General features: G+C 70.9%; 13 protein-coding genes. All 13 read left to right on the top strand.

The window, feature by feature from the left end; translation table 11 throughout:
* The first annotated feature begins 12 nt into the window (after nucleotides 1-12).
* Nucleotides 13-1,662 carry an acyl-CoA dehydrogenase family protein gene (locus GTY67_RS28915; protein ID WP_161280896.1) on the top strand — a complete coding sequence of 550 codons (1,650 nt, stop codon included), beginning with the start codon at nucleotides 13-15 and terminating at the stop codon, nucleotides 1,660-1,662.
* A gap of 247 nt (nucleotides 1,663-1,909) precedes the next feature.
* On the top strand, nucleotides 1,910-3,202 hold the full coding sequence (locus GTY67_RS28910) for a GAF domain-containing protein (protein ID WP_161280894.1): 1,293 nt from the start codon (nucleotides 1,910-1,912) through the stop codon (nucleotides 3,200-3,202).
* A gap of 85 nt (nucleotides 3,203-3,287) precedes the next feature.
* On the top strand, nucleotides 3,288-3,923 hold the full coding sequence (locus tag GTY67_RS28905) for a GNAT family N-acetyltransferase (protein ID WP_202462383.1): 636 nt from the start codon (nucleotides 3,288-3,290) through the stop codon (nucleotides 3,921-3,923).
* A gap of 174 nt (nucleotides 3,924-4,097) precedes the next feature.
* Nucleotides 4,098-4,181, top strand: coding sequence for a putative leader peptide (locus GTY67_RS35585; protein WP_309500612.1), 84 nt, complete (start codon nucleotides 4,098-4,100; stop codon nucleotides 4,179-4,181).
* Nucleotides 4,182-4,298: 117 nt separating this feature from the next.
* A complete protein-coding gene (locus GTY67_RS28900; RefSeq protein WP_161280892.1) occupies nucleotides 4,299-5,996 on the top strand; it encodes a nitrite/sulfite reductase in 1,698 nt (565 codons plus the stop codon).
* On the top strand, nucleotides 5,993-6,172 hold the full coding sequence (locus GTY67_RS28895; RefSeq protein WP_007449013.1) for a hypothetical protein: 180 nt from the start codon (nucleotides 5,993-5,995) through the stop codon (nucleotides 6,170-6,172). Before GTY67_RS28900 ends, GTY67_RS28895 begins: the two co-directional genes overlap by 4 nt.
* Entirely contained in the window at nucleotides 6,169-6,885 is a 717-nt protein-coding gene (locus GTY67_RS28890; RefSeq protein WP_161280891.1) for a phosphoadenylyl-sulfate reductase, read from the top strand. Before GTY67_RS28895 ends, GTY67_RS28890 begins: the two co-directional genes overlap by 4 nt.
* On the top strand, nucleotides 6,885-7,454 hold the full coding sequence (gene cysC, locus GTY67_RS28885; RefSeq protein ID WP_161280889.1) for an adenylyl-sulfate kinase: 570 nt from the start codon (nucleotides 6,885-6,887) through the stop codon (nucleotides 7,452-7,454). Before GTY67_RS28890 ends, cysC begins: the two co-directional genes overlap by 1 nt.
* The gene (gene cysD / locus GTY67_RS28880) at nucleotides 7,451-8,386 is read left to right on the top strand and encodes a sulfate adenylyltransferase subunit CysD (RefSeq protein ID WP_093693032.1); all 936 of its coding nucleotides are present in this window, start codon (nucleotides 7,451-7,453) and stop codon (nucleotides 8,384-8,386) included. Before cysC ends, cysD begins: the two co-directional genes overlap by 4 nt.
* A 163-nt stretch (nucleotides 8,387-8,549) precedes the next feature.
* Nucleotides 8,550-9,899, top strand: coding sequence for a GTP-binding protein (locus tag GTY67_RS28875; RefSeq protein ID WP_093693033.1), 1,350 nt, complete (start codon nucleotides 8,550-8,552; stop codon nucleotides 9,897-9,899).
* Nucleotides 9,900-10,135: 236 nt separating this feature from the next.
* Nucleotides 10,136-11,251: an aliphatic sulfonate ABC transporter substrate-binding protein gene (locus GTY67_RS28865; protein WP_161280887.1), complete on the top strand. Its 1,116-nt coding sequence runs from the start codon at nucleotides 10,136-10,138 to the stop codon at nucleotides 11,249-11,251.
* A 37-nt stretch (nucleotides 11,252-11,288) separates the two neighbouring features.
* Entirely contained in the window at nucleotides 11,289-12,080 is a 792-nt protein-coding gene (locus tag GTY67_RS28860; RefSeq protein WP_161280885.1) for an ABC transporter ATP-binding protein, read from the top strand.
* Entirely contained in the window at nucleotides 12,067-12,993 is a 927-nt protein-coding gene (locus GTY67_RS28855) for an ABC transporter permease (RefSeq protein WP_161280883.1), read from the top strand. The genes GTY67_RS28860 and GTY67_RS28855 overlap by 14 nt, the downstream gene beginning before the upstream one ends.
* Nucleotides 12,994-13,000: the final 7 nt, after the last annotated feature.

Raw genomic sequence — 13,000 nt, 5'->3', positions numbered from 1 at the left:
TACCGTATCGGCATGGCAGCCACCACCCACACAGTGACCAATCAGGTTCCGCCGCTGGTCGGCTATGACGTGTTCACCGCCGACCGGGCCCTGTCCGAGGCCGTGGAGCGGCACATCGACCCGGCCGTCCTGCCCGAGGCCAGGCAAGAACTGGGGGCGCTCGGGCAGTCCGCGGGCTCCGCGCAGGCCCAGGCGTGGGGTGCGCAGGCGAACGAGCACCCACCCGTTCTGCGCACCCATGACCGGTACGGGCATCGGATCGACGAGGTCGAGTTCCATCCGTCCTGGCACCGGCTCCTGGGGCACGCGGTCGCCGCCGGGCTGACCGACGCCTGGGGCCGTCCGGCCGGTCATGTCCGGCGCGCGGCCGGGTTCCTGGTCTGGACGCAGGCGGAGGCGGGGCACGGCTGCCCGCTCTCGATGACGCACGCCGCGGTGCCCGCGCTGCGGACCGACCCGGTGCTGGCCGCCGAGTGGGAGCCGAAGCTGACCTCGTACGTCTACGAGGAAGGGCTGCGGCCCGCGCAGGAGAAGGCCGGCGTGCTCTTCGGGATGGGCATGACGGAGAAGCAGGGCGGCACCGACGTACGGTCCAACACCACCCGGGCGGAGCCGGTCGCCCAGCCGGTCTCCGGGGAGGGCGAGTATCTGCTCACCGGGCACAAGTGGTTCTGTTCGGCGCCGATGTCGGACGGGTTCCTGGTGCTGGCGCAGGCGCCGGGCGGGCTGACGTGCTTCCTGGTGCCGCGCGTGCTGCCGGACGGGACGCGCAACGTGTTCGCGATCCAGCGGCTGAAGGACAAGCTGGGCAACAAGTCCAACGCCTCCAGCGAGGTCGAGTTCGACGGGACCTGGGCCCGCCGGGTCGGCGAGGAGGGGCGCGGGGTGCGCACCATCATCGAGATGGTGGCGGCCACCCGGCTGGACTGCGTGGTGGGTTCGGCGGCGCTGATGCGGCAGGCGGTGGCGCAGGCGATCCACCACGCCACCTACCGCAGCGCGTTCGGCGGGCTGCTGATCGACAAGCCGCTGATGCGCAACGTGCTGGCCGATCTGGCGCTGGAGTCGGAGGCGGCGACCGTGCTGGCGATGCGGCTGGCCTCGGCGTACGACACGGACACCGAGGAGGAGCGCGCCTTCCTGCGGCTCGCGGTGCCCGCCGCCAAATACTGGGTCACCAAACGCTGCACGCCGGTCGTCGGCGAGGCGCTGGAGTGCCTGGGCGGCAACGGGTACGTCGAGGAGTCGGGGATGCCCCGGCTGCTGCGGGAGGCGCCGCTCAACTCGATCTGGGAGGGCTCGGGCAACGTACAGGCGCTTGATGTGCTGCGGGCGCTCCAGCGGGAGCCGCAGGCGCTGGACGCGTTCCTGCGGGAGGTCGGGAAGGCGCGGGGGGCCGATCACCGGCTGGACGCGGCGATCAAGGACGTGCTGACCGAGCTGGCGGACCTGGAGGGGATCGAGGCGCGGGCGCGGCGGCTGGTGGAGCGGATGGCGCTGGTGCTCCAGGGTTCGCTGCTGGTGCGGTGGGCGCCGCCGGAGGTCTCCGACGCGTTCTGCGCCTCGCGGCTGGGCGGGGACTGGGGCTCGGCGTTCGGGACGCTGCCGCACAGTCTGGATCTGGCCTCGGTGGTGACCCGGGCCCGGCCGGTCGCGGAGTAGCAGCCGGGGGAAGCGACGGAGGGTGGTGCTGCGCCGACACGGCACCACCCTCCATGCTTGAACCGCACCGATCGCCGGGCACGGGCCCGGCGTACGGCACGCTGCCACTCTCGTACGGTTCGGAGGGGCATCGCCAGAGTTGCAAAGGGTTGCAACCATTGTGTGGACTGCGCGGCGGGCGCACCCGGGCAGCGGCAGGATGGGGCCGGAGCAGCTCGGAGTGTTTCGGGGGGAACGGGTGGGGACCATGAGGGAGACGGGTTCTGCCGGAGCGGTGCGGGTGATCGGTCAGGAGGCCGACCGCGCGACCCGGCTGCTCCACCGGGCGAGGGAGGCCCGGCTGGCGGGTGAGCGGTCCTCCGTCGCCCCGCGCGCGGAGATCGACGCCTCCTGGGAGCGGGTGATGCGCAGCGGCATCGACCCCGGGCAGTCGCCGGAGAGCGAGCTGCTCCACACCGAGGAGATCGAACACCGGCGGCACAGCACGGTGCTCGGCGAGGTGATGCCGCTGCTGCGGGCGGGGCTCGCCTCGATAGCCGACGCGGCGCAGCAGATCATGGTGGTCACCGATGTGGAGGGCCGGGTGCTGTGGCGCCAGGGCAACTCCGGGGTGCTCCACCGGGCCCATGACATCTGCCTGGAGGAGGGGGCCGCCTGGGCGGAGGAGGCGACGGGGACGAACGCGATCGGTACGGCGCTGGCGGCCCGCGCGCCCATCCAGGTCCACTCGGCCGAGCACTTCATCCGGGCCCTGCACAACTGGACCTGCGCGGCGGCCCCGGTCCGCGATCCGCGCGACGGGCGGCTGGTGGGGATCGTCGACATCAGCGGCCCGGCCTCCACCTTCCATCCTGCGACGCTGGCCCTGGTGGACTCGGTGGCGCGGCTCGCCGAGGGCGAGATCCGCACCCGGCATCTGGTGGCGATCGAACGGCTGCGCGCGGTGGCGGCGCCGATCCTGTGCCGGATCGGGGGCCGTGCGCTGGCCGTGGACACCAACGGATGGCTGGCGGCGGTGACGGGGATGCCGCCGGTGGACCGGCTGCCGCTGCCGAAGTCGCTGGTGGCGGGGCGGGTGTGGCTGCCCTCGCTCGGGATGTGCCGGGTGGAGCCGCTGCCGGGGGGCTGGCTGGTGCAGGTGTCGGACAGTACGGCGGAGGGGGCGCCGCGCCGGGCGGTGCTGGACCTGAGCCGGCCGCGGGCGCTGGCCGTGCACCTGGTGGGTCCGCTGGGCACCTCGACGCAGCGGCTCTCGCCGCGCCACGCGGAGCTGCTGTACGCGCTGGCGGTGCACCGGGAGGGGCGCAGCGCCTCCGAGCTGGCGCAGGACATCTTCGGGGACGCGACCCGGACGGTGACGGTACGGGCCGAGATCTCCCGGCTCCGGCGCCATCTGGCGGAGGTGCTGGCCCACCGCCCGTACCGCTTCGGGGACGGCGTGGAGGTGGAGGTCGTCCACCCGGAGCACCCGGCCGACCTGTTACCGCACTCGAAGGCGCCGGTGGTGACAGGGGCGCGGCGGGGGGCGGCACCGGCCTGACCGGGGGCGATGGGCGGGGCGGTACGCGGGGCGATGGGCGGGCCCGCTGTGCGCCGGCCGGTGGCGGCATGGTTTTCTGGCCGCCATGAGCAACCCCGCACAGCCCCCCGTACCGGCCACCGAGGCGACAGGGACGACCGAGACCGCCGAGTCGACCGTCGAGGTCACCGTCTGGTCGCTGGAGCAGACCTCCCCCGCCGATCTGCGGCCCGCCGCCGTACCGGAGGGCGATCTGCGCATCGTCCGGTCCGAGGTGGCGCTGCCCGAGTTCAGCCGGTTCCTCTACACGGCGGTGGGCGGCGACATCCGGTGGACCGACCGGCTGGGGATGACGTACGCCCAGTGGCAGGAGCTCCTCGATCGGCCCGGGGCGGAGACCTGGGTGGCGTACGCGAACGGGACGCCGGCCGGGTACGTCCAGCTGGACGCGCAGGACGACGGCGCGGTCGAGATCCTGTACTTCGGGCTGATCCCGGCCTTCCGGGGGCGGCGGATCGGCGGCCATCTGCTGTCGTACGGGGTGGCGCGCGCCTGGGACCTGGCGGAGCGGTGGCCCGAGCGGCCGGCGACGCGGCGGGTGTGGCTGCACACCTGCTCCAAGGACGGCCCGTACGCGATGGACAACTACCTGCGCCGGGGCTTCCGGCTCTTCGACACGAAGACCGAGGTGGAGCCGGTCGTGGCGACCCCGGGACCGTGGCCGGGGGCGTACAGCGCCTGATCCGCCCCCCGACCCCGTTCGGGGCCCTCACCGGCCCCGCCCCGGGGTGATTTGCCCCCATTGCCACGGACGTAACGTGTGACTGACACCACAATGTCTCACCCTTCGAGACCATCTCGTCCACATCGTGGATAGTGGTGGACTGCCCCGAGATCCGCGTGACACGCTTCCGTCATGTCTGGAACTGGAATTGCCTTGGTGAGTCGACGCCACGTCGACCTCGGCCGCATGTCCAGCGCCATCTGTCCGGCGGGCTGAGAGACCCAGCACCGCCGCACCCTCTTACATCTCTGCCCGAACCCAGCGCACCGCCGCGCCTCAGCGCGAGTGCGCCGTTCAGAGCCGCCCTCCTGCAGTCCCGAAGGACGTACTGTCATGGCCGCTACCCCGGAACAGCCTGCGACCACCACGCCCCGCCGCAAGGCCGGACGCCACCGTGGCGAGGGTCAGTGGGCCGTGGGCCACCACACACCCCTCAACGGGAACGAGCAGTTCAAGAAGGACGACGACGGTCTCAACGTACGGACACGTATCGAGACGATCTACTCCAAGCGCGGTTTCGACTCCATCGACCCCAACGACCTGCGGGGACGCATGCGTTGGTGGGGGCTGTACACCCAGCGCAAGCCCGGTATCGACGGCGGCAAGACGGCCGTGCTGGAGCCCGAGGAGCTGGACGACAAGTTCTTCATGCTGCGCGTCCGGATCGACGGCGGCCGGCTGACCACGCAGCAGCTGCGGGTGATCGGAGAGATCTCCCAGGAGTTCGCGCGCGGGACCGCCGACCTCACCGACCGGCAGAACGTGCAGTACCACTGGATCCGGATCGAGGACGTGCCGGAGATCTGGCGGCGCCTCGAAGAGGTGGGCCTCTCCACCACCGAGGCCTGCGGTGACACGCCCCGCGTGATCCTCGGCTCCCCCGTGGCGGGCATCGCCGAGAACGAGATCATCGACGGCACGCCCGCGATCGACGAGATCCAGCGCCGGTTCATCGGCAACCCCGACTTCTCCAACCTGCCCCGCAAGTTCAAGTCCGCCGTCTCCGGCTCCCCGCAGCTGGACGTGGCGCACGAGATCAACGACATCGCCTTCGTCGGCGTGAACCATCCCGAGCACGGCCCCGGCTTCGACCTCTGGGTCGGCGGCGGCCTCTCCACCAACCCCAAGCTCGGGGTCCGGCTCGGCGCCTGGGTGCCGCTGGACGAGGTGGCCGATGTGTACGGCGGGGTCATCGGGATCTTCCGCGACTACGGCTACCGGCGGCTGCGCACCCGCGCCCGCCTGAAGTTCCTCGTCGCGGACTGGGGCGCCGAGAAGTTCCGCCAGGTCCTGGAGGACGACTACCTCCAGCGCAAGCTGATCGACGGCCCCGCGCCCGAGCAGCCCGCCCAGACCTGGCGCGACCACCTCGGGGTGCACCGGCAGAAGGACGGCCGCTTCTACGTCGGCTTCGCCGCGCGGGTGGGCCGCGTCGACGGCGCCACCCTCACCAAGATCGCCGAGGTGGCCGAGGAGCACGGTTCGGGCCGGGTGCGGACCACCGCCGAGCAGAAGATGATCGTGCTGGACGTGGCCGAGGAGCAGGTGGACTCCCTGGTCGCCGGTCTGGAGGCGCTGGACCTGCGGGTCACGCCGTCCCCGTTCCGGCGCGGCACGATGGCCTGCACCGGCATCGAGTTCTGCAAGCTGGCGATCGTCGAGACGAAGGCGCGCGGCGCCTCGCTCATCGACGAACTGGAGCGCCGCATCCCGGACTTCGACCACCCGATCACCATCAACATCAACGGCTGCCCGAACGCCTGCGCCCGCATCCAGGTCGCGGACATCGGTCTCAAGGGCCAGTTGATGCTGGACGGCGACGGCAACCAGGTCGAGGGCTACCAGGTGCACCTCGGCGGCGCGCTCGGCCTGGAGGCCGGGTTCGGCCGCAAGGTCCGTGGCCTGAAGGTCACTTCGGCCGAACTGCCGGACTACGTGGAGCGGGTGCTCGGCCGGTTCCAGGAGGAGCGCGAGGACGGCGAGCGCTTCGCGACCTGGGCGGCGCGCGCCAGTGCGGAGTCGCTGTCATGAGCGAGCGAGCCGCCCCGTTCTACTGCCCGTACTGCGGCGACGAGGACCTGCGCCCCAACGAGACCGGTCACGGCGCCTGGGAATGTGCCTCCTGCAACCGTGCGTTCCAGCTGAAGTTCCTGGGTCTGCTGACCCGGGGCGTTCAGCGCAACGACGGTGAAGGGGACCGGATATGACGGACACTCTGATCAGCGGAGAGCTCACCGACCGCGAACTCCAGGAGCTGGCCGAGCAGGCCGGGCGCGAACTGGAGGACGCCTCCGCCACCGAGATCCTCAAGTGGGCCGCCGACACCTTCGGGCCGCGTTTCTGCGTCACCTCCTCCATGGAGGACGCCGTCGTCGCGCACCTGGCCTCCCGGGTGATGCCGGGCGTGGACGTGGTCTTCCTGGACACCGGCTACCACTTCCCCGAGACCATCGGGACCCGGGACGCGGTGGACGCGGTGATGGACGTCAACGTCATCACCATCACCCCCCGGCAGACCGTCGCCGAGCAGGACGCCGAGCACGGCGAGAAGCTGCACGACCGCGACCCCGACCTGTGCTGCGCGCTGCGCAAGGTCAAGCCGTTGGAGGACGGCCTGACCGCGTACGCCGCATGGGCGACGGGGCTGCGCCGCGACGAGTCCCCCACCCGGGCGAACACCCCGGTGGTGGGCTGGGACGCCAAGCGCCGCAAGGTGAAGGTCTCCCCCATCGCCCGCTGGACCCAGGACGACGTGGACGCCTACGTGCTGGAGCACGGGGTGCTCACCAACCCGCTGCTGATGGACGGTTACGCCTCCGTCGGCTGCGCGCCCTGCACCCGCCGGGTGCTGGAGGGCGAGGACGCACGGGCCGGCCGCTGGGCCGGCCGGGGCAAGACCGAATGCGGGCTGCACGGCTGATGACGACTGATCAGGAGAGTTCGATGAGCGTGACGGAGACGGGAGCCACGATCTGGCTGACCGGTCTGCCGAGCGCGGGCAAGACCACCATCGCGTACGAGCTGGCGGGCCGGCTGCGGACCGAGGGCCACAAGGTGGAGGTACTCGACGGCGACGAGATCCGGCAGTTCCTCTCCGCGGGCCTCGGCTTCTCCCGCGAGGACCGGCACACCAACGTGGCCCGGATCGGCTTCGTCGCCGAACTCCTCGCCGCCAACGGCGTGAAGGTGCTCGTCCCCGTCATCGCCCCGTTCGCCGACAGCCGCGAGGCCGTGCGCAAGCGGCACGCCGCCGAGTCCACCACCTACCTGGAGGTGCACGTGGCGACGCCCGTCGAGGTGTGCTCCGTACGGGATGTGAAGGGTCTTTACGCCAAACAGGCGGCGGGCGAGATCAGCGGTCTCACCGGGGTCGACGACCCCTACGAGGCGCCCGAATCGCCCGATCTGCGCATCGAATCGCACCAGCAGACCGTGCAGGAGTCAGCGGCGGCGCTCCACGCGCTGCTCACCGAGAGGGGCCTGGCGTGAGCACCGTCACCAGCGTGCCGGAGGGCACGGTCAACCCGTACGCGCTCAGCCACCTGGACTCCCTGGAGTCCGAGGCGGTCCACATCTTCCGTGAGGTGGCGGGGGAGTTCGAGCGGCCGGTGATCCTCTTCTCCGGCGGCAAGGACTCCATCGTCATGCTGCACCTGGCGCTGAAGGCGTTCGCGCCCGCGCCGGTGCCGTTCACGCTGCTGCACGTGGACACCGGGCACAACTTCCCCGAGGTCCTGGAGTACCGCGACCGTACGGTGAAGAAGCACGGGCTGCGGCTCCATGTCGCCTCCGTGCAGGAGTACATCGACGCCGGGAAGCTCCGCGAGCGCCCCGACGGCACCCGCAACCCGCTCCAGACCGTCCCGCTCACCGAGGCGATCCAGCAGCACCGCTTCGACGCGGTGTTCGGCGGCGGGCGGCGCGACGAGGAGAAGGCGCGCGCCAAGGAGCGGGTCTTCTCGCTGCGCGACGAGTTCTCGCAGTGGGACCCGCGCCGCCAGCGCCCCGAGCTGTGGCAGCTCTACAACGGCCGGCACGCTCCCGGTGAGCACGTCCGGGTCTTCCCGATCTCCAACTGGACCGAGCTGGACGTCTGGCAGTACATCGAGCGCGAGGGCATCGAACTCCCGGAGATCTACTTCGCCCATGAGCGCGAGGTCTTCTCCCGCAACGGCATGTGGCTGACGGCCGGCGGCTGGGGCGGCCCCAAGGAGCACGAGACCACCGAGACCCGCCTGGTGCGCTACCGCACGGTCGGCGACATGTCCTGCACCGGCGCCGTCGACTCCGACGCCACCACGCTGGAGGCCGTGATCACCGAGATCGCCGCCTCCCGGCTCACCGAGCGGGGCGCGACCCGCGCCGACGACAAGATGTCCGAGGCCGCGATGGAAGACCGCAAGCGCGAGGGGTACTTCTGAGGGCCTCTCGTGCGGATCATGCCGGGCTCGCGTGCCCTGGCACCGCACCTCGCCGCGTTGTCGTCACTCGCCATGGCTCCGCCATGACTCCCTCCTCCGCCTTGCGATGCACGGCACCAGACCCCGCTCCCTGATCCGGCCTGATCCACAAGAGAGGCCCACCATGACCACACCCATCCTCTCGGCTCTCTCCGCCGAGCAGCTGTCGGCCACCACCCTGCTGAGGTTCGCCACCGCCGGGTCGGTCGACGACGGCAAGTCCACCCTCGTGGGACGTCTGCTGCACGACTCCAAGTCGATCCTCACGGACCAGCTGGAGGCCGTGGAGCAGGTGTCGCTGAGCCGCGGCCAGGAGGCGCCGGACCTGGCGCTGCTGACCGACGGGCTGCGGGCCGAGCGCGAGCAGGGCATCACCATCGATGTCGCCTACCGCTACTTCGCCACCGCCCGGCGCCGGTTCATCCTCGCGGACACCCCGGGCCATGTGCAGTACACCCGCAACATGGTGACGGGCGCCTCCACCGCCGAGCTGGCCGTGGTCCTGGTCGACGCCCGCAACGGGGTCGTGGAGCAGACCCGCCGCCACGCCGCCGTCGCCGCGCTGCTGCGCGTCCCGCACGTGGTGCTGGCCGTCAACAAGATGGACCTGGTCGAGTACGCGGAGCCTGTATTCGCCGCGATAGCCGAGGAGTTCACCGCGTACGCCGCCTCCCTCGGCGTCCCGGAGATCACCGCGATCCCCATCTCGGCGCTGGCCGGGGACAACGTGGTGGAGCCGTCGGCGCACATGGACTGGTACGGCGGGCCCACCGTCCTGGAGCACTTGGAGACGGTCCCGGTCAGCCATGACCTCACCGCCTGCCACGCGCGCTTCCCCGTGCAGTACGTGATCCGCCCGCAGACCGCCGAGCACCCCGACTACCGGGGGTACGCCGGTCAGATCGCCGCCGGGGTCTTCCGCGTCGGCGAGTCCGTCTCCGTACTCCCCTCGGGGCGCACCACCACGATCACCGGCATCGACGCGCTCGGCGAGAGCGTGGACATCGCCTGGGCGCCGCAGTCGGTGACGCTCCGGCTGGCCGACGACATCGACATCTCGCGCGGCGACCTGATCGCCCCGGCCGATGACGCGCCGCCGGTCACCCAGGACGTCGAGGCGACCGTCTGCCATGTGGCCGACCAGCCGCTCTCGGTGGGCCAGCGGGTGCTGCTGAAGCACACCACCCGTACGGTCAAGGCGATCGTCAAGGACATCCCGTCCCGGCTCACCCTGGACGACCTCTCCCAGCACCCGGCGCCCGGGCAGCTGGTCGCCAACGACATCGGCCGGGTCGTCGTGCGGACCGCCGAGCCGCTCGCACTGGACGCGTACGCCGACTCCCGGCGTACCGGATCGTTCCTGCTGATCGACCCGGCGGACGGTACGACGCTGAGCGCCGGCATGGCGGGCGCCGCGTTCGCCACGGCCCCGGAACCGGTCGTGGCCGACGACGACGCCGAATGGGACTTCTGACCGTGACCGATTTCTTCTCCACCTTCGCGAAGGAGGGCGGCCGCGTGGGCAGCGGCGCCCTCGGCAGCGGCCAGGGAGGCGTGGGGCGATGTGCGTGATGACGTACGCGCACCGCTTGCGCGCCCACCCGCACCATCCGCACCGCCCGTACCGCCGAAGACCTGCCGATCTCCCGGCCGCGCCCCCCTGACCACCAGCGGGACGCGAGCACCGGGCCAACGAGAGGAAAGCCTCCCGTGCCTGCCCCCCGTTCCACCGTTCGCCGCTCCATCGCCGCTGTCGCGGCCCTGCCGCTGCTCGCCCTGGCCGCCACCGCCTGCGGTTACGGTTCCGACGCCAAGGACGACGACGCGAAGAAGGCGAACGTCTCCAGCGGTGAGAAGAAGCTCTCCGCGGACACCGTGAAGATCGGCTACTTCCCGAACCTCACGCACGCCACCGCCCTGGTCGGCATCCAGGAAGGCACCATCCAGAAGGAGCTGGGCGGCACCAAGGTCGAGTCCACGACCTTCAACGCCGGGCCCTCCGAGATCGAGGCGCTGAACGCCGGATCGATCGACATCGGCTTCATCGGCCCCTCCCCCGCCATCAACGCCTACGTCAAGTCCCAGGGCAAGGGGCTGCGGATCGTGGCGGGTTCGGCCTCCGGCGGGGTGAAGCTGGTCGTCAACCCGGAGAAGATCAAGACCCTGGACGACCTCAAGGGCAAGCGGATCGCGACACCGCAGATCGGCAACACGCAGGACGTGGCCTTCCTCAACTGGATCTCCGAGAAGGGCTGGAAGGTCGACCCGCAGAGCGGCAAGGGCGACGTCTCCGTGGTCCGCTCGGACAACAAGGTGACGCCCGACGCCTACAAGTCCGGTTCGCTGGACGGCGCGTGGGTCCCGGAGCCGACCGCGTCCAAGCTGGTCTCCGAGGGCGCGAAGGTGCTCCTCGACGAGAAGGACCTGTGGCCGGACAAGAAGTTCGTGATCACGCACATCATCGTGTCGCAGAAGTTCCTCGACGCGCACCCCGACGTCGTCGAGGCCGTGATCAAGGGTTCGGTCTCCACCAACAAGTGGATCAACGCCAACCCGGAGGAGGCCAAGGCCTCCGCCAACAAGGCGCTGGAGAAGCTGAGCGGCAAGCCGCTGCCGCAGGAGATCCTCGACCCGGCGTGGGAGTCCGTCGAGTTCACCAACGACCCGCTGGCCACCACGCTGAAGACGCAGGCGGGGTACTCGGTGAAGGCCGGTCTGCTGGAGAACCCGAAGCTGGAGGGCATCTACGACCTGGGCCCGCTGAACAAGATCCTCAAGGCCGAGGGTCAGACCGAGGTCTCCGACGCCGGTCTCGGCGTCAAGTAACCCGTACCGGACCCAGGATTCCCAGGAGGTGACGACCATGGCGACCACCACCCTCACCAAGGCCGAGGACCGTACGACGGTCGAGTACGCCGCCCGTCTCTCGCACGTCTCGAAGTCCTTCGCCGGACCCACGGGTCAACAGCTCGTCCTGGACGACATCTCACTCGATGTCGCTCCGGGTGAGTTCGTCACCCTCCTGGGGGCCTCCGGGTGCGGTAAGTCGACGCTGCTCAACCTGGTGGCCGGACTCGACCGCCCGTCCGCGGGGTCCATCGAGACCCCCGGCGGGCGGCCGGCCCTGATGTTCCAGGAGCACGCCCTCTTCCCGTGGCTGACCGCGGGCAAGAACATCGAACTGGCCCTGCGGCTGCGCGGGGTCGCCAAGTCGGAGCGCCGTACCGAGGCCGAGCGGCTGCTCGAACTCGTCCGCCTCGGCGGCGCGTACGGCAAGCGGGTGCACGAGCTGTCCGGCGGTATGCGGCAGCGGGTCGCGATGGCCCGCGCGCTCGCCCAGGACAGCCAACTGCTGCTGATGGACGAGCCGTTCGCGGCGCTGGACGCCATCACCCGCGATGTGCTGCACGACGAGCTGACCCGGATCTGGCGCGAGACGAACGCCTCGGTCCTCTTCGTCACGCACAACGTGCGCGAGGCCGTACGGCTCGCGCAGCGCGTCGTGCTGCTGTCGTCCCGGCCGGGCCGGATCGCCCGGCAGTGGACGGTCGACATCGAGCAGCCGCGCCGCATCGAGGACACCGCCGTGGCGGAGCTGTCCGTCGAGATCACCGAAGAACTGCGTGGGGAGATCCGCCGACATGGCCAGCACTGACATCACGTCCGACCGGAAACGGCCGGACGGGGCGGCCGGCCCCGTCGACGCGAAGCCGGACGACCTGGCCGGTCTGGAGGCCGGTCTCGACGCGCTGGACGCGGTGCAGATCCGCCGCACCCCGGTGCGCGAGGTCCTCCAGAGCAAGGTGCTGCCGCCCGTGGTGGCGGTGGCGCTGGTCCTGATCGTCTGGGAGCTGCTGGTCCGGGCCGAGGTCACCGAGGTCTACAAGCTGCCGCCGCCGTCGGCGGTGTGGGACAGCGCGAAGGACCTGTGGCTCAAGGGCACGCTCCTCGAGGTCGTCTGGACCAGCGTCTCGCGCGGTCTGCTGGGCTTCCTCCTCGCGGTGGCCATCGGTACGCCGCTGGGGCTGCTGGTCGCCCGGGTGAAGCTGATCCGGGCCGCGATCGGGCCGATCCTGGCCGGGCTCCAGTCGCTGCCGTCGGTCGCGTGGGTGGCCCCGGCGGTCATCTGGCTCGGGCTGAACGACAGCATGATGTACGCGGTGATCCTGCTGGGTGCGGTGCCCTCGATCGCCAACGGGCTGGTCTCGGGCGTGGACCAGGTGCCGCCGCTGTTCCTGAGGGCGGGCCGCACGCTGGGCGCGACCGGCATCCGGGGCACCTGGCACATCGTGCTCCCGGCCGCGCTGCCCGGTTATCTCTCGGGCCTCAAGCAGGGCTGGGCGTTCTCCTGGCGTTCGCTGATGGCCGCCGAGATCATCGCCTCCTCGCCCGAACTGGGTCTGGGGCTCGGTCAGTTGCTGGAGAACGGCCGCAGCAACTTCGACATGCCCGGGATCTTCCTCTCGATCCTGCTCATCCTGTTCGTCGGCATCGCGATCGACCTGCTGATCTTCAGTCCGCTGGAGCGGTGGGTGCTGCGCAGCCGCGGTCTCCTCGTCAAGAACTGAGTCACGC

It is taken from the genome of Streptomyces sp. SID8374 (genome assembly GCF_009865135.1).
Taxonomy (GTDB): Bacteria; Actinomycetota; Actinomycetes; order Streptomycetales; family Streptomycetaceae; genus Streptomyces.
Note: the sequence above shows the minus strand (reverse complement) of the source record. Positions and strands in the feature narration are given on the sequence as shown.